At 72.7% G+C, this 17,242-nt stretch carries 13 protein-coding genes; 3 read left to right on the top strand and 10 right to left on the bottom strand.

Going from position 1 to position 17,242, the window contains the following annotated elements; genetic code table 11:
- Nucleotides 1–10 precede the first annotated feature (10 nt).
- The 5 genes from HEK131_RS02850 to HEK131_RS02830 all read right to left on the bottom strand — a co-directional run bounded on the left by HEK131_RS02850 (nt 11) and on the right by HEK131_RS02830 (nt 6,175).
- Nucleotides 11–907, bottom strand: a complete 897-nt coding sequence (locus tag HEK131_RS02850) for an NAD(P)-dependent oxidoreductase (protein WP_244333555.1) — start codon at nt 905–907, stop codon at nt 11–13.
- A gap of 86 nt (nt 908–993) precedes the next feature.
- Nucleotides 994–2,115: an FAD-dependent oxidoreductase gene (locus HEK131_RS02845; RefSeq protein ID WP_244333554.1), complete on the bottom strand. Its 1,122-nt coding sequence runs from the start codon at nt 2,113–2,115 to the stop codon at nt 994–996.
- A 127-nt stretch (nt 2,116–2,242) separates the two neighbouring features.
- Nucleotides 2,243–3,088 (bottom strand): EamA family transporter, encoded by an 846-nt coding sequence (locus tag HEK131_RS02840; protein ID WP_217461232.1) that lies wholly within the window; start codon nt 3,086–3,088, stop codon nt 2,243–2,245.
- A 171-nt stretch (nt 3,089–3,259) separates the two neighbouring features.
- Nucleotides 3,260–5,464, bottom strand: a complete 2,205-nt coding sequence (locus tag HEK131_RS02835; RefSeq protein ID WP_244333553.1) for an MMPL family transporter — start codon at nt 5,462–5,464, stop codon at nt 3,260–3,262.
- Between the two features lie 111 nt (nt 5,465–5,575).
- Entirely contained in the window at nt 5,576–6,175 is a 600-nt protein-coding gene (locus HEK131_RS02830) for a TetR/AcrR family transcriptional regulator (protein ID WP_217461234.1), read from the bottom strand.
- A 192-nt stretch (nt 6,176–6,367) separates the two neighbouring features.
- Here HEK131_RS02830 and HEK131_RS02825 point away from each other — a divergent pair, with 192 nt between their 5' ends.
- Together HEK131_RS02825 and helR are read left to right on the top strand one after the other, a co-directional pair.
- On the top strand, nt 6,368–9,640 hold the full coding sequence (locus HEK131_RS02825) for a S41 family peptidase (protein WP_244333552.1): 3,273 nt from the start codon (nt 6,368–6,370) through the stop codon (nt 9,638–9,640).
- A gap of 128 nt (nt 9,641–9,768) precedes the next feature.
- Nucleotides 9,769–11,937, top strand: coding sequence for an RNA polymerase recycling motor ATPase HelR (gene helR / locus HEK131_RS02820; RefSeq protein WP_244333551.1), 2,169 nt, complete (start codon nt 9,769–9,771; stop codon nt 11,935–11,937).
- A gap of 68 nt (nt 11,938–12,005) precedes the next feature.
- Here helR and HEK131_RS02815 read toward each other — a convergent pair whose 3' ends face one another.
- The 4 genes from HEK131_RS02815 to HEK131_RS02800 all read right to left on the bottom strand — a co-directional run bounded on the left by HEK131_RS02815 (nt 12,006) and on the right by HEK131_RS02800 (nt 15,580).
- Nucleotides 12,006–12,212 (bottom strand): hypothetical protein, encoded by a 207-nt coding sequence (locus HEK131_RS02815; protein ID WP_161145919.1) that lies wholly within the window; start codon nt 12,210–12,212, stop codon nt 12,006–12,008.
- Between the two features lie 88 nt (nt 12,213–12,300).
- Nucleotides 12,301–13,185 (bottom strand): SDR family oxidoreductase, encoded by an 885-nt coding sequence (locus HEK131_RS02810; RefSeq protein ID WP_244333550.1) that lies wholly within the window; start codon nt 13,183–13,185, stop codon nt 12,301–12,303.
- Complete coding sequence (locus HEK131_RS02805; RefSeq protein WP_244333549.1) at nt 13,182–14,069, bottom strand: alpha/beta fold hydrolase; 888 nt, start codon at nt 14,067–14,069, stop codon at nt 13,182–13,184. The genes HEK131_RS02810 and HEK131_RS02805 overlap by 4 nt, the downstream gene beginning before the upstream one ends.
- On the bottom strand, nt 14,066–15,580 hold the full coding sequence (locus tag HEK131_RS02800) for a flavin-containing monooxygenase (RefSeq protein ID WP_244333548.1): 1,515 nt from the start codon (nt 15,578–15,580) through the stop codon (nt 14,066–14,068). Before HEK131_RS02800 ends, HEK131_RS02805 begins: the two co-directional genes overlap by 4 nt.
- 184 nt (nt 15,581–15,764) lie before the next feature.
- Between HEK131_RS02800 and HEK131_RS02795 the strand changes: the two genes are divergently transcribed.
- On the top strand, nt 15,765–16,385 hold the full coding sequence (locus HEK131_RS02795; RefSeq protein WP_217461475.1) for a MerR family transcriptional regulator: 621 nt from the start codon (nt 15,765–15,767) through the stop codon (nt 16,383–16,385).
- Here the strand turns inward: HEK131_RS02795 and HEK131_RS02790 are convergent.
- Nucleotides 16,382–17,185 (bottom strand): exodeoxyribonuclease III, encoded by an 804-nt coding sequence (locus HEK131_RS02790; RefSeq protein WP_244333547.1) that lies wholly within the window; start codon nt 17,183–17,185, stop codon nt 16,382–16,384. The genes HEK131_RS02795 and HEK131_RS02790 overlap by 4 nt on opposite strands.
- Nucleotides 17,186–17,242 lie beyond the last annotated feature (57 nt).

The raw sequence follows: 17,242 nt of genomic DNA, 5'->3' as shown, positions 1-17,242 counted from the left end.
CCGGTGCCGGTCAGCCTTCGGTCTTCTCCTCGAAGCTGGCGAAGTAGGCCGCCGCCATGTCCTCGTCGGCGTGGCCCTGGGCGGCGGCGCGGGCGAAGCGGTCGGCGGTGGCCTCGGCGAGGTCGAGGCGGACGCCGCCCCGCTCGGCGGCGGCCACGATGAGGCGGGCGTCCTTCTCGGCGGTGGCCACGGCGAAGGAGGCCGGGGACAACTGCCCGTCCAGCACCAGCGCGGACTTGGCCCGCAGATAGCCCATGTCCAGCGGTCCGCCCTCGATCAGGTCGAAGAACGAGCGCGGGTCGACGCCGAGGGCCTGGGCGAGGGCCAGCACCTCTCCGGTGGCCGCGGTGATCGCGAGCACCCAGTTGTTGGCGACCAGCTTGAGCCTGCTGGCGCTGCCCTCGGCGCCGTCCTCGCCGGTCCACACCGTGCGGGAGCCGACCGCGTCGAAGACCGGTGCCAGGGTGCTCCGGCCCGCCTCGGGTCCGGCGGCCAGCACGGTGAGCAGGCCGTCCTCGGCGGGCTTGCGGGTGCCGAGCACGGGCGCGTCGTAGAACTCCAGGCCGTGCTCGCGGGCGAAGGCGGCGAGGCGGCCGGTCAGTTCGGTCCCGGCGGTGGTGCTCTGCACCCACGGCGTGCCCGGACGCAGCGCGGGCGCCGCCTCGCGCATGACCTCCAGCACCGTGTCGCCGTCGTACAGCATGGTCAGGACCACGTCGGCGCCCTCGACCGCCTCGGCGGGCGTGCCGGTGACGCGGACGCCGTCGGCGGCCAGCGGCTCGGCCTTGGCGCGGGTCCGGTTCCAGGCGCGTACCGGGAGCCCGGCGGCGGCGAGGTTGCGGGCCATGGCGGCGCCCATGATGCCGGTGCCCAGCACGGCGACGGTCGGCCGGTCGGTGACGGTCATACGGTGGCTCTCCTTCTCACGAGGTCTCGTCGATCATGTCCCTCGCCCCCCATCCTGCCCGCAAACCCCGCCCGCCCCGCCGTGGCTCAGCGGGCCTGCTCGTCCTGCGTGAAGAATTCGATCAGTTCCGCGGACGTCGGCTTGTGGTGGGCCTCCGCGGCGGCGTCGGCACTGCGCGGGAACAGCACGCGCTCGTACGCGGCCAGCGCGGCCTCGGTGTCGCCGGGGTGCGCGGCGAGCGCCTCGCCGAGTTCGGCGGCGTCCAGCATGGCGAGGTTGGCGCCCTCCCCGTTGGGGACGGAGATGTGGGCGGCGTCGCCGACCAGGGTCACCCCGGGCACCCGGTCCCAGCGGTGGCCGATGGGCAGCGTGAGGTGGGGACGCAGGAACGGGGCGGTGTCGGACCCGGTGACGAGGGCGCCGAACTCCGGCGCCCAGCCCTCGAACTCCGCCGCGATCCGCGCGGTCGCCCCGGCGAGGTCGGTGAAGTCGATGCCGTCGAACCAGTCCAGGGGCCTGGCGAGCGTGACGTAGGCGTGGATCGTCTCGCCCTTCTCGCGGTGCGCCCCGATCCACTGCCCGTCCCCGTCCGGGTCGACCGCGCCGAACATCCCGCCGCCGACCATCTCGGCGACGGCCGGGTGCCGGGTCTCGACGTCGAAGAGGTAGGTCTCGACGAACGCCTCGCCGGCGTACTCGGGGACCGCGTCGGAGAGCAGCGGCCGGACCCGCGACCATGCGCCGTCCGCGCCGACGAGGAGGTCGGCCGTGACACAGGTGCCGTCGGCGAAGGTGACCTCGTGGCGGCCGTCGGCCAGGGTGCGGGCGCCGCTGACCTTGCGGCCCCAGCGGACGGTGCCCTCGGGAAGCGAGTCCAGCAGGATCTGCCGCAGCTCACCGCGCTGCACCTCGGGGCGGCCGCCCGTACCGTCGTCGGCCTTGTCGAACAGGAGCGTGCCGTCCCGGTGGAAGAACCGCATCGCCTGGCGGCCCTCCAGGATGATGGCCCGGAACTCCTCCATCAGGTCGGCCGCTTCGAGGGCCAGTTGGCCGTTGTAGTCATGGATGTCGAGCATCCCGCCCTGCGTACGCGCGCCCGCCGACGCCTCCGCCTCGTACACGGTCGACGCGATCCCGTGCACGTGCAGCACCCGGGCCAGCGTCAGCCCGCCGAGACCCGCACCGATGATCGTGACGTGGGTGGACATGGCTTCTCCTCGCCGTGGAGTTCCCGCCGGGCGGTCACCCGGTCGGCTCCACCAAGGTCGCAACCCGTCCCGACAGCCGGCCGACACCGCCCCGACAGCCCCGACAGCGGGCCGACAGAGCGGCGGCTCATCCCGCGTGCAGCATCAGCCCGATGCCCACGACCAGCAGACCGGCCGCCGCGATCCTCGGCGCCCCGAAGCGCTCCTTGAAGAACAGCGCCCCGATGGCCGCCCCCACGATGATCGAGGACTCCCGCAGCGCGGCGACGGGGGCGAGCGGGGCCCGGGTCTGCGCCCAGAGCACCAGCGCGTACGCGGCGACGGAGAGGACGGCGCCGAGCAGCCCGAGCACGGCGTACGGCTTGAGCTGGCGCACCATGTCGCCGCGTACCCGGGCGTACATGTAGGCCGGGATGAAGATCCCCTGGACGACCATCAGCCAGGCGATGTACCCGAGCGGGGTGTCCGCGTGCCGTACCCCGACCCCGTCGAGGACGGTGTAGACGGCGATGGTGAGGCCCGTGGCGACCGCGGCCCCGATGGCCTTCCAGTCCGGCTTCCGCCCCCGCAACCCCCACAGGCTCACCCCGGTCAGCCCGACGCACGACACGGCGACCCCGGCCGCCGCCCATCCGCCGGGCACCTCGTGCGCGAACAGCGCGGCCAGCACGGTCACGACCAGCGGCGCGGTACCGCGCGCGATGGGGTACGCCTGCCCGAAGTCGCCGAGCCGGAAGGAGGTCATGAGCAGGGCGTAGTACGCCACATGCACCCCGGCCGACACCAGCAGATACGGCCAGGCGGGCCCCGCCGGCCACGGCGCGAACAGCCCCATCACCAGCCCGACGACGAGCCCGCCCCCGGCGATGAGTGTGAACCCGGTCAACTTGTCGCTTATTCGGTGCGCGATGGCGTTCCACCCGGCGTGGGTGAACGCGGCCAGCAGCACGGCAGCGGTGACGATCGGCGTCACCGGGCGATCCCAGACGTCGTCATACCCGGCACGCTAACGGATCACCGCATGGCCTGTACAAGGGGTTGAGCCCCGCCATCCGCGCCGCCGGGGACGGACGGTCGGGCGGGCGGGGAGACGGCGGACGGCCGGCGGGATTCGCTCCTCACCGGCCGTCCGTGTCAAGTGTCCTCAGGCGCTGACCAGTTCGCGGTCCTCGTCCGGGTCGGACTGCGTCTTCAGACCCTCGCCCTCCACGTCCACGTTCGGAAGCACGCGGTCCAGCCAGGCCGGCAGCCACCAGGCGCGGCGGCCGAGGAGGGCCAGGACGGCCGGGACTATGGCCATGCGGACGATGAAGGCGTCGAAGAAGACGGCGATGGCGAGGCCGAAGCCGATCATCTTGATCATCGACTCGCTGGAGCCGATGAAGCCGGAGAAGACGGCGACCATGATGACGGCGGCGGCGGTGACGACACGGGCGCTGTAGCGGAAGCCGGTGACGACCGCCTGGCCCGGGTTCTCCCCGTGCACGTACGCCTCACGCATCCGGGTCACGAGGAACACCTCGTAGTCCATGGCGAGTCCGAAGACCACGCCGACCATGAAGATCGGCATCATCGACATGACCGGCCCGGTCTGCTCGACGTTCATCAGGCCGGACAGCCAGCCCCACTGGAAGACCGCGACGACCGCGCCGAGGGCCGCCAGCACGCTGAGCAGGAAGCCGAGGGCCGCCTTCAGCGGGACCAGGATCGAGCGGAACACCACGATGAGCAGCAGGAAGGCGAGGCCGACCACCAGCGCGAGATACGGCAGCAGCGCGTCGTTCAGCTTCTGGGAGACGTCGATGTTCATCGCCGTCGCCCCGGTGACCAGCAGCGTCGCGTCCGTCGCGGAGGCGATGCCCGCGCTCCTGCCCCGGATCGCGTGCACCAGGTCCTCGGTGGTGGCCGAGGACGGCTGGGACTTCGGTACGACGGTGATGATCGCGGTGTCGCCCGCCTTGTTGGGCGCGGGCGGGGTGACCGTGACGATGTCCTTCAGGCCCTTGATCTCGTCGCCGACCTTGGTGAACGCGGCCTTGGGGTCGTCGCTGCCCTTGGCGTCGACCACGACCATCAGGGGGCCGTTGAAGCCGGGGCCGAAGCCGTCGGAGAGCAGGTCGTAGGCGCGGCGCTGGGTGGTGGAGACGGGCTGGGAGCCGTCGTCGGGCAGGCCCAGTTCGAGCGAGGCGGCCGGGACGGCGGCGGCACCGAGGCCGACGACACCGAGCAGCAGCACGGCGACCGGGCGCCGGACCACGAAACTCGCCCAGCGGGTGCCCATGTTGGGACGTCCGGCCTTCTTGGCCGCGCGGCCCCCGCCGAGCAGCTTGCTCTTCTCCCCGGCCGGCTTGACCGTACGGCCCGCGTACCCGAGCAGCGCCGGGATCATGGTGAGCGCGATCAGCACGGCGATGGCGACCGTGCCCGCCGCCGCGACGCCCATCTTGGTCAGCATCGGGATGTTGACGACGGACAGACCGACCAGCGCGATGACGACGGTCAGCCCCGCGAACACCACCGCCGAGCCCGCCGTTCCGACAGCCCGGCCCGCCGCCTCCTCGCGCTCGCGGCCCTCGGCCAGTTCGGCGCGGTAGCGGGAGACGATGAAGAGGGCGTAGTCGATGCCGACCGCGAGGCCGATCATCGTGGCCAGGGTGGAGGTGGTGGAGCCGAGGTCGAGCGGGTTGGCGAGCGCGGCGATGGCGGAGACGCCGATGCCGACGCCGATGATCGCGGTCAGCAGGGGCAGCCCGGCCGCGATGAGCGAGCCGAAGGTGATGACAAGGACGACGGCCGCCATGGCGATGCCGATGACCTCGCTCGACCCGGTCTCGGGGGTGGCGGTGAGCGCGTCGCCGCCGATCTCGACGGTCAGCCCCGCGTCCCGCGCGTGCCCGGCGCTCTCCTTGAGGGCGTCACGGGAGGCGTCCTCCAGCTCCATGCCGGAGACCTTGTACTTCACCGAGGCGTAGGCGATCGTGCCGTCCCGGCTGACCGCCTTGCCGGTGTAAGGGTCGGCGACGGACGCGACCTCGGAGCCGGAGGCCAGCTCCTTGACCGTCTTCTCCACCGCGGCCTTGTTGCCGGCGTCGGTCATCTTCCGGCCCTCGGGCGCCTTGAAGACGACACGGGCGGTCGCGCCGTCGGCGCTCATGCCCGGGAAGCGCTGTTCCAGCAGGTCGAAGGCGCGCTGGGCCTCGGTGCCGGGGATGGAGAAGGACGAGTTGCCGGCGGGCGGCGCGGAGGCGGCGCCCACCCCGGCGAGGGTGAGCAGCGCGACCCACAGCAGGGCGACGAAGTGCCGTCGCCGGAAGGCGAATCGGCCGAGTTTGTAGAGATACGTGGCCACGAGGGCGTACTCCCGATCAGGTCGTGAAAAGCGTCTGGGCAGGGGTGGTCAGCCCGGCGACGTGAGCGGTGACGTCAGGTGGTGGGCTTGCTGGGGAGAGAGCTAGGTCGGTCAGACGGTGGGGACGCCGAGGGCGGGGAGGACCACGGCGTCGATGTAGGAGCGCAGGAAGTCCTGCGTGGGCGGCTGCTCGTCGATGAGCGCCCGCGTGGCGAACGCGCCGATCATCATGTGCACCACGAACGGCAGCGCCGGGTTGTCCGGAGCCACCTCGCCGCGGTCCACGGCCCGGGTGAGCATCCGGCGCAGTTCCGTGACCTCGGGCTCGATGACCTGCTCCCGGAACGCCTGCAGCAGGTCCGGGTTGGTGTGGGTGGCCATGGCCAGGCCCCGCATCAGGGCGCTGTTCTGCTCCATGGCGCAGTCGTCCTCGCGGCGCACGACGGCGTGGAAGTCGCCGCGCAGCGAGCCGGTGTCCACGTCGGAGATCCGGCCGGGTTTGCTGTGCCGGATCGCGCGGGCCACCAGTTCGGCCTTGCCGCCCCACTGGCGGTAGAGCGTGGCCTTGCTGGAGCGGGTGCGGGCGGCGACGGCGTCCATGGTGAGGGCGTCGTAGCCGACCTCGCGGAGCAGGTCGAGGACCGCCTCGTACAGCTCGGCCGCCCGCTCGGGCGTGAGTCTGCTGCGACGCGCGGTGGCGGCATCGGTCATCCGCCTCACCCTTCCCGCTTCGAACGACACGGCGTGCGTACGGGACTCCGTCACGGGACTCCGTACGGGATGAAGGTACCCCGGCCATCAGCGAAACGAAACCGTTTCGTACGGGGTCGGCGGGTGTCCTGCGTCACTGGGTGCCGGGCCGCACGAGTTGCTGTGCCCCTCGTGCCGGAAAAGCATGGGTAGGTGAGCTATCTGCGGCTTCCCCACATCAGCGACGATCTGCTGTGCTTCGTGGCCGAGGACGACCTCTGGCTGGCGCCGCTCGACGAACCGGGCCGCCCCTGGCGGCTCACCGCGGACCGCACCAAGGCCGGACACCCCCGCTTCTCGCCCGACGGCAGGCAGATCGCCTTCACGAGCTGGCGCAGCCTGGTGCCCGAGATCCACGTCGTGGACGTGGCCGGCGGCCCCGCGCGGCAGTTGACGTACTGGGGCAGTGCCGACACCCAGGTGTGCGGCTGGACGCCCCCGGACCAGCACGGGAACAGCGACATCCTGGCCGTGGCCTCGCACGGGCAGCCCTTCTCCTACTTCACCTGGGCCCACAAGGTCCGCACGGACGGCGACCCCGGCGGCCGGCTGCCCTGGGGCCCGGTCGGTGACATCCAGGTCGCGGACGTGGCCGGGGAACACCGGACCCTGCTGCTCACCGGCACCCCGCCGCACGAACCGGCGTCCTGGAAGCGGTACCGGGGCGGTGCCATGGGCCGGCTGTGGCTCCAGGGGCAGCGGCTGCTGGAGGACATCGACGGCCAGCTCTCCTCCCCGATGTTCGTCGCCGGACGCGTCGCCTTCCTCTCCGACCACGAGGGCATCGGCAACCTCTACTCCGTCGCCCCCGACGGCACCGACCTGCGCCGCCACACCGACCACGACGCCTTCTACGCCCGGCACGCCTCGACCGACGGCGAGCGGGTCGTCTACCAGTGCGCCGGTGACATCTGGATCGTGGACGACTTCTCCCCCACCGGCACCTCGCGCAAGCTGGACATCGACCTGGGCGGCTCCGCCCCCGGCCGCCGCCCCTACCAGGTGCCCGCCGCGCACAACGTGGACGGCCTCTCCGTGGACGAGACCGGCCGGGCCAGCGCGGTCACCGTCCGGGGCAGCCTGTACTGGCTCACCCACCGCGACGGCCCGGCCCGCACCATCTCCGACACCCCCGGCGTCCGGGTGCGCCTGCCGGAGATGCTGGGCTCCACCGGCCAGATCGCCTACGTCACCGACGCCGAGGGGGACGACGCCGTCGCCATCTCCCAGCTCCCCCGCGCCAGCGGCGGCCGCGAGCCCCGCCTGCTCGGCGAGGGCAGGCTGGGCCGGGTGCTGGAGCTGGTCTCCGACCCGGAGGGCGAACGGCTGGCCGTCGCCTCACACGACGGCAGGCTGCTGCTGATCGACGTCGCCGAGGACACCGAGGGCACCGACGGCGTGGAGGCGGGCACCGTCACCGAGCTGATCCGCTCCGACAACGGGCCCGTCCGCGACCTCGCCTTCTCCCCCGACGGCGCCTGGCTCACCTGGTCCCACCCCGGCATCGGCCGCTCCCTGCGCCAGATCAAGCTGGCCCGCATCAAGGACCGCCTCGTCGTCGACGTCACCAACGGCCGCTTCGAGGACGAGAACCCCGTCTTCACCAGCGACGGCCGCTACCTCGCCTTCCTGTCCTGGCGCGGCTTCGACCCGGTGTACGACGTGCACACCGGCGACCTGTCCTTCCCGCTCGGCTGCCGCCCCTACCTGGTCCCGCTGAACTCGGCCACGCCCTCCCCGTTCGCGCTCAGTCCCGAGGGCCGTCCGGCCGCGGGCGGGCTCGATCCGCTGGAGGCGGGGTCCGGCGAGGGCGGCACGGTGACGGTGGAGGTGGAGGGGCTGGAGAACCGCGTCACGCCGTTCCCGGTGATGTCCTCCAAGTACTCCGCGCTGCGTCCGGTCGCGGGCGGCGGGCTGGTGTGGCTGCGCTGGCCGATCTCCGGCGCGCTGGGCGAGACCTTCGTCAACCCGGCCGACATCAGCGGCCGGCCCACGCTGGAGCACTTCAACATCAGCAAGGCGAAGAAGTCCGAACTGGTCGGCCACCTCGACTGGTTCGAGGTGAGCGGCGACGGCACGCGGCTGGTCGTGGTGGACGAGGGCGATCTGCGCGCGGTACCCGCCACCGAGCCCGGCGACAGCGACAGCACGGTCTGGATCGACCTGCGCCGCATCCTGCACGAGGTGGACCCGGCCGCCGAGTGGCGGGGCGCCTACGCCGAAGGCGGCCGGATCATCCGGGACTACTTCTGGGACCCCGGCATGTGCGGGATCGACTGGGCCGCGATCCTGGAGCAGTACCGCCCGCTGGTCGAACGGGTCACCTCCCCCGACGAGTTCGCCGACCTGATGCGTGAGGTCCTCGGCGAACTGGGCACGTCGCACGCCTACGTCACCCCGGCCCGCCGCAACGAGGGGCCGCCCCACTACCAGCGCCGCCAGGGCCTGCTGGGCGCCAACTTCGTGTGCCGGGACGGCTCCTGGGTGGTCAAGCGCATCCTGGACGGCGACTCCTCCGATTCCCGCGCCCGCTCCCCGCTGGCCGGTACCGGCATCCGCGAGGGCGCCGTGCTGACCCACGTCAACGGCCGCCCGGTGGACCCGGTGGCCGGTCCGTACCCGCTGCTCGCGGGCTCCGGCGGCACCACCGTGGATCTCACCTTCACCCCGCCGGCGGGCGAGCCCGGCCCCGCCCGCCGGGTGGCCGTGGTCCCGCTGATCGACGAGCGGCCGCTGCGCTACCAGGACTGGGTGGCCAAACGCCGCGAGGTGGTCCGGGAGTTGAGCGGCGGCGAGTGCGGCTATCTGCACATCCCCGACATGGGCGGCTCGGGCTGGGCCCAGTTCAACCGCGACCTGCGCCTGGAGGTGTCCCGGCCCGCGCTGATCGTGGACGTACGCGGCAACGCGGGCGGCCACATCAGCGAGCTGGTGATGGAGAAGCTGACCCGGACCATCCTCGGCTGGGACCTCACCCGGGACGCGCAGCCGGTGTCGTACGCCTCCAACGCGCCGCGCGGGCCGGTCGTGGCGCTCGCGGACGAGGCGACCTCCTCCGACGGCGACATGATCACCGCGGCGTTCAAGCTGCTCGGGCTCGGTCCGGTGGTCGGACAGCGCACCTGGGGCGGGGTCGTCGGCATGACCGGTCGGCACCGGCTCGGGGACGGCACGGTCATCACGGTGCCGATGAACGCGGCCTGGTTCGACGAGTACGGCTGGTCGGTGGAGAACCGGGGCGTCACCCCGGACCTGGAGGCGCTGCGCACCCCGCTGGACTGGGCCGAGGGCCGCTACGCCCAGCTCGACGACGCGGTGGGGCTGGCGCTCGACATGCTGCGGACGACTCCGGCGGCGGTCCCGCCGGACTACAGCGACGTACCGGACCGTTCACGGCCCAAACTGCCGCCGCGCGAGGAGGGGTGAGGCCAACGGTGTACACACTCCCCGCCACTTACAACGTATAGCGCAAGGGGGGCCTTGCGGCAAGGCCCCCCTCATGACGCAGAATCGCTGGTCAAGCCCAGAACCTGCGGAAATGAGTGATCCACGACATGTGTGCGCGTCCCGTGCTCGATCCCGCGCCCGAGTCCCGCGCGTTCGAGCTGCCCGACCGGCTCGCCGCGAAGGCCGACCCGGCACTGATCGCCGCCGACGAGCGGCACTTCGCGGAGATCGCCGCGAGCCTGGAGCAGACCGTCGCCGAACTCTCCGAGAACCTCGACCGCCTGCGCCGGGCACCCGGCGGAGCGGGCCGGGAGGTGCTGGAGCGGGACCTGGAGATCCACCGGCTGACCGCCCAGTTGCGCGCCCTGCGCCGCTTCGGCCTCGACCTGTGCCTGGGCCGCATCGTCCACGCCGACGATCCGGAGCCGATGTACATCGGACGGCTCGGCCTCACCGACAGCACCGGCCGCCGCCTGCTGATCGACTGGCGCTCCCCCGCCGCGGAACCGTTCTTCGCCGCCACCCACGCCCACCCGATGGGCCTGGCCAGCCGCCGCCGCTACCGCTGGACGCGTGGCCGGATCAGCGACTACTGGGACGAGGTGTTCACCGCCGACGGCCTGGAGCACCACGCGGCGCTGGACGACCAGTCCGCGTTCATCGCCACCCTGGGCGGCAACCGCTCGGAGCGGATGCGGGACGTGCTCGCCACCATCCAGGCCGACCAGGACGCGATCATCCGGGCCTCCTCGCGCGGCGCGCTGGTCGTCGACGGCGGCCCCGGCACCGGCAAGACCGTCGTCGCCCTGCACCGCTCCGCCTACCTGCTCCACTCCGACCCGCTCCTCGGGCACCGCCGCGGCGGCGTGCTGTTCGTCGGCCCGCACCAGCCGTACCTGAACTACGTCGCCGACGTGCTGCCCAGCCTCGGCGAGGAGGGGGTGCGCACCTGCACCGTGCGGGACCTGGTCGCCGAGGGCCCCGCGGCGGGCGTCGAGGCGGACCCGGAGGTGGCCCGGCTGAAGTCCTCGGCGGACCTGGTGAAGTCGGTCGAGAAGGCGGTGCGCTTCTACGAGACCCCGCCCACCGAGACCCTGACGGTCGCCACCCCCTGGGGCGAACTGCGGCTGACCGCCGCCGACTGGGCCGAGGCCTTCGAGGCCGCGGAGGCGGGCGTACCGCACAACGAGGCCCGCGACCTGATCTGGGAGGCCCTCGTCACGATCCTCCATGACCAGCTCGACAAGGAGGTCCCGGCCAAGCTGTTCCGCCGGGCCCTGGCCTCCGACGGCGAGCTGACCGGCACCCTCCGGCGCGCCTGGCCCCTGCTCGAAGCGGCCGACGTGGTCGGCGACCTGTGGACGGTCCCGGCCTATCTGCGGATGTGCGCCCCCTGGCTCACCCCCGACGAGGTGCGCCTGCTGCGCCGCGCCGACCCCGCGGCGTGGACGGTGTCCGACCTGCCGCTGCTGGACGCGGCCCGGCAGCGGCTCGGGGACCCGGAGACCTCCCGGACGAAGCGCCGCCAGGCCGCCACGGTGGCCGCCGAGCGCGAGCGGATGGCCGCCGTCATCGACAGCGTCATCGCGGCCGACCCCGACGGCGAGGGCGCGGTGACGATGCTGCACGGGCAGGACCTCAAGGACAGCCTGGTCGACGAGGGCGCGCTGCCCGCGATCGAGACGGACGCGCTCGCCGGCCCCTTCGCGCACATCGTGGTGGACGAGGCCCAGGAGCTGACCGACGCCGAGTGGCAGATGCTGCTGCTGCGCTGCCCGTCCCGGAGCTTCACCATCGTCGGTGACCGTGCCCAGGCCCGGCACGGCTTCACCGAGTCGTGGCGGGAGCGGCTCGCGCGGGTCGGCCTCGGCCGGATCGACGTGGCGTCGCTGAGCATCAACTACCGCACCCCGGAAGAGGTGATGGCGGAGGCGGAACCGGTGATCCGGGCCGCGCTCCCCGACGCCAACGTGCCGACCTCGGTGCGCGCCAACGGCATCCCGGTCACCTACGGCCCGGTGTCGGACCTGGACTCCGTCCTCACCGGCTGGCTGTCCGAGAACACCGAAGGGACCGCCTGTGTCATCGGCGATCCCGCGTTCGAGGAGCGCCCCCGCGTCCGGTCGCTGACCCCGGAGCTGGCGAAGGGGCTGGAATTCGATCTGGTGGTCCTGGTGGACCCGGACGCCTTCGGCGAGGGCATCGAGGGTGCGGTGGACCGCTATGTGGCGATGACCCGCGCGACCCAGCGGCTGGTCGTCCTGACCTCCGCCTAGGCGAGCCGGGGCGGGGCGCCCGGTCGTACCGGGTGCCCCGCCGCGTGGCTCTCGCCGGATCTGCCGCGTCAGGCGGTGTGGTCCGGGTCGAAGCGGTCCTCCGCCTCACGCATGCCGCCCTCGGCGCGGTCACGCTGGGGCTGGTGGGCGCGCTCCTGGTGGTCACGCCCCTGCGGGCCGCGCTGACCGGCCTTCTCGCGGGCCTGGCCGGCCTTCTCCTTGGCCTGGTCCTGCATCTTGCGGGACTTCTCCTGGAACTGGTCCTTCATACCCATGTGGGTTCACATCCCTGGTGAGACGGGGTTTCGGCCCTCGGTGGGGCCTCGACCAGATTCACACGGGCGAACACCCTCCGCATGTCGATCAGTTACGCTGCGTAGCGCGGGCCGCTTCGTCGGCGGCGCCGCCCGCTCCCACCAGCCCCGAGCGCATGCCGGTCAGCCGGTCCGCGTACCTGCGCATCTCCCGCTGGCCGACCGTGCCGATGAGCGCAGGGAGGTAGCCTCGGATGCCCTGCATCCCGCGCAGCCACCACTGCCCGTACACATGCGCCGACCGCCGCTCGATCCCGTCCACCAGCCGGTCGACGGCCGGGCCGAGCGGGTACGTCTTGTTCGACGGCCACGGCAGCCGCTGCCTCAACTCCCGCATCACGTCGTCCTGGTCGGCGCCGCGCACCATGTCGGTGTCGGTCCAGGACAGGTAGGCGACGCCCACCCGCACGCCCAGGTAGCCGACTTCGCCGCGCAGGCTGTGCGCGTACGCCTCCACGCCGGACTTGGAGGCGCAGTACGCCGTCATCATCGGCGCCGGGGTGATCGCGGCGAGGGAGGCGATCTGGAGCAGGTAGCCGCGGCTCTCGGTGAGCACCGGGAGGAAGGCGCGGGCGGTGACGGCCGAGCCGATGAGGTTGACCTCGATCACCCGCCGCCAGGCCACCGGGTCGGAGTCGGCGAACGGACCGCCGCTCGCCACACCGGCGTTGGCCACGACGATGTCGACCTTGCCGAACCGCTCCTTCACCTCGGCGGCGACCCGGCCCATCGCCTCGTGGTCGGTGACGTCGGCGTACCAGTAGGCACTCTCGCCGTACAGCCGCTCGGAGACGGCCTTCAGCTCGTCCTCCTCCAGGCCGACCAGGGCCACCCTGGCGCCGCGCGCTGAGAGTTTGCGGGCGAGCAGCTCCCCGACCCCGCGCGCCGCACCGGTGACGACGGCCACCTGTCCTTCGAGACCGACCCTGCTCATGCGCCCTCCTCCAGGCGGACGGGGATGCTCCCCGTGACGTACGTGGTGACGAGTTCCCGTATCCGTCCGGTCACCGCCTCCGGTGCCTCCACCGGTGTCATGTGCCCGACGCCCGTCAGTTCGGTCAGGCCCGCGCAGTTCGGCAGCGCGGCCACGAGCGCACGGGCGTGCACCGGGGGCGTGAGCCGGTCGGCGGTGCCGTGCAGCACGGCGGTGGGCAGGGTCAACCGCCCGACACCGTGGTCGAGATCGAGTCCGGCCAGCACCGCGCCCCAGGCGTACCGGGCGGCGCGCGGGCAGGCGTGCACGATCCGGGCGCACGCGTCCACCATGTGCGGGGCCGAACCGGGGCCCATGGTCGCGTACTTGAGGATCTTCTTCGCCATGGGCGTGACCGGTCCGAGCGGCAGGGACGAGCCGAGGATGTGCCCGGTGAGCCAGGTGCGGGCACGTCCGGCGCGCAGCGGCACCACGCGCGCCTCGGCGGTCAGCCGTCCGCTGCCGGTGCTGCACAGCAGCGCGGCGGCCGCGTGCTCCTGGAAGCGGGGGCGGCTCGCGGCGGCCATGATGGTCATGCCGCCCATGGAGTGGCCGACGACGAGGGCGCGTTCGCCCCGCGCGAGGGTGGCGGCGAGGACCGCTTCGAGGTCGTCCGCGAGCGCGTCGGTGGAGCAGGCCGGGCTGTACGGACTGCGGCCGTGTCCGCGCTGGTCGTAGGCGATGACCCGGTGGTCCCGGGCCAGCTCCTCGATCTGCGCGGCCCAGAAGGCGGTCGAGCAGGTCCAGCCGTGGGAGAGGACGACCGGGGGCGCGCCCTCGGCGCCGTGCACCTCGACGTGCAGGCGGGCGCCGCCGGTGGAGGTGACCTCCAGGGTGCGGCTCATGCGGTGGCCTCGCTCCGGGCGGGGGTCTGCTGGTCGGACACCGGCTTGCGCAGCACCTCGTACTCCGTGAGGTCCACGCGGCGGGTGGCCTGGCGGAACTCGGTGGTGGTGCCGGGCCAGACGGTGGTGTTGCGGCCACTGGCGTCCAGGTACCAACTGGTGCAGCCGCCGGTGTTCCAGACGGTGCGCTTCATCCGCTCCTGCACCCGCCGGTTCCAGCGGTCGACGGCGGCGGGGCGGGCGTCGAGCGCGGTGCGGCCGCCGAGGGTGTCGAGCTGGCGCATGTAGTCGGCGAGGTAGTTCAACTGGGACTCGATCATGAGGATCATGGAGGAGTTGCCCAGGCCGGTGTTGGGCCCGATGACGCTCAGCCAGTTCGGGAACCCGGCGGCCGAGCCACCGCGCAGCGCCTCCATCCCGCCCTTCCACGCCTCCGCGAGCGTGACGCCCCCGGCGCCGACCACGCGCTCGGCGATGGGCATGTCGGTGACGTGGAAGCCGGTGCCGAAGATGATCGCGTCGACCTCGGTCTCGGTGCCGTCGGCCGCGACCACGGTCGAGCCCCGGATCTCGCTGACCCCGCTGGCGACCACGTCCACGTTGGGCCGGGCCAGCGCCGGGTAGTACGTGCTGGAGAGCAGGATGCGCTTGCAGCCGATGCGGTAGTCGGGGGTCAGCTTGGCGCGCAGAGCCGGGTCCTTGACGGCGCGGGCCATGTTGCGCTTGGCGAGCCGCTCGACCAGGCCGAGTTCGTCGGGGTGCTTGGTGAACGCCTGCACCTGGAGCTCCCGGATGCCCCACAGCAGCCCTCGCCGCAGCCGCGCGGTGAAGGGCAGCGCCTGGTGCAGCCTGCGCTCGGCGGTGCCGATGGCCCGGTCCATGCGGGGCATCACCCAGGGCGGGGTGCGCTGGAAGACGGTGAGCTTGCCGACCTCGGGCTGGATCGAGGGGACGATCTGGATGGCGGAGGCGCCGGTGCCGACCATGGCGACGCGCTTGCCGCGCAGGTCGTAGTCGTGGTCCCAGCGGGCGGAGTGGAACACCCGGCCGGGGAACGAGTCCAGCCCCGGGATCGCGGGGATCTTCGGGTCGGACAGCGGGCCGGTGGCGGAGACGACCACGTCGGCGGTGAGCGAGCCGCTCGCGGTCTCGATGTTCCAGCGCAGCTCCACCTCGTCCCAGGTCATCAGCTTGACCTCGGAGTCGAAGCGCAGATGCGGGCGGAGCCCGAAGTCGTCGGCGACGCGCTCCAGGTAGGCGCGGATGTGCTCCTGCCCGGAGAAGGTGCGCGGCCAGTCGGGGTTGGGCGCGAAGGAGAAGGAGTACAGGTGCGAGGGCACGTCGCAGGCACAGCCGGGGTAGCTGTTGTCTCGCCAGGTGCCGCCCACGCCGCCGGCCCGCTCCAGGACGACGAAGTCGGTGATCCCCTCCCGGCGCAGCCGCACGGCGGCCCCCAGCCCGCCGAAGCCGGACCCGATCACCGCCACCCGTACATGCTCGTGCTCGGCCATCCCGACGCCTCCACGCATCCTCGGACTCTGCCAGTGAACACTGGCGCAATGGGACTGTAGAACAGCTCCGTACCGAGCGGTAGGGGGCGCGGGAAGGAAAGTTACCGACGGTACGCCATAGGCTGCGGGCGTGGCAGAAGACGGCGGACACAGCGGCGGGCAGCCCGGCGGGCGCGAGTACCGCATGGAGGAGCTGGCGCGCGTCGCCGGGATCACCGTGCGCACCCTGCGCTTCTACCGCGAGCGCAGACTGATCCCGCCGCCCCGCCGCGAGGGCCGTATCGCCTGGTACGACGACCATCACCTGGCCCGGCTGCGCACCATCGCGGCGCTGCTGGAGCGCGGGCACACCCTGAACGGCATAGCCGAGCTGGCCGAGGCGCTGGACCACGGCCGGGACGTGGCCGACGTGCTGGGCGTCACCCCGCCCACCGAGGAGGAGCCGGTCCGGCTGACCCCGGAGGAGCTGGCGGCCCGCTTCGAGGGCGACGTGACCCCGGAGAACCTCGCGGCCGCGATGGACCTCGGCTACCTCGGCACCGACGGCGACGAGATCGTCCACATCAGCCGCCGCCTGCTGGACGTCTCCTCGGCGCTGGTCCGCGAGGGCATCCCGCTGGCGGAGGTGCTGGCGGCGGGCGCACGGGTGCGCGAGCACGCGGACGCGCTGGCGGCCCTGTTCGGCGAGCTGATCCTCCGCCACGCCCCCGAGGACTCCCTGCACCGTCTGCGCCCGCTGGCCCGCAGCGTGGTGGAGGCGGAACTGTCCCTGGCGCTGGACCGGCGCCTGAACAAGCGGGACTAGCGCTCGTACACCACGGTCACCGGTGCGTGGTCGGACCAGCGCTCGGTGTGGGTGGCCGCGCGCTCCACGTACCCCTTGACCGCCTTCGCGGCGAGGCCCGGGGTGGCCAGGTGGTAGTCGATGCGCCAGCCGGAGTCGTTGTCGAAGGCGCGGCCCCGGTAGGACCACCAGCTATAAGGGCCCTCGGTGTCGGGGTGCAGGGCGCGGACGACGTCCACGTAGCCGCCGTCGCCAGGGGCGAGCACCCGGCTCAGCCACTCCCGCTCCTCGGGCAGGAAGCCGGAGTTCTTGGTGTTGCCGCGCCAGTTCTTCAGGTCGGCCTGCTGGTGGGCGATGTTCCAGTCGCCGCAGACCAGGACCTCGCGGCCGTCGGCGGCGGCCCGCTCGCGCAGCCCCTTGAGGTGGGCGGAGAACTCGCCCATGAAGCGGACCTTCTCGTCCTGCCGCTCGGTGCCGACCTCGCCCGAGGGCAGGTACAGCGAGGCGACGGTCACACCGGGCAGGTCGGCCTCGACGTACCGCCCCGAGCCGTCGAACTCAGCCGAGCCGAAGCCGACCCGGACGCGGTCGGGCTCACGGCGCGTGTAGAGGGAGACGCCGGCGCGGCCCTTGGCGGCGGCGGGCGCGTGCACGACGTGCCAGCCGTCGGGCTGCCGTACGTGCTCGGGGAGTTGCTGCGGCTCGGCGCGCACCTCCTGCAGGCAGACCACGTCCGCCGAGGTCCGCTCCAGCCACTCCACGAAGCCCTTCTTCGCGGCGGCCCGCAGTCCGTTCACATTCACCGAGGTCACAGTCAGCACCAGGGCACGATACCGGCACACTGGTGGAGTCCGATGCCCACTCGCCGCATAGAAGTA

This window comes from Streptomyces seoulensis (assembly GCF_022846655.1).
Classification (GTDB): Bacteria; Actinomycetota; Actinomycetes; order Streptomycetales; family Streptomycetaceae; genus Streptomyces.
Note: the sequence above shows the minus strand (reverse complement) of the source record. Positions and strands in the feature narration are given on the sequence as shown.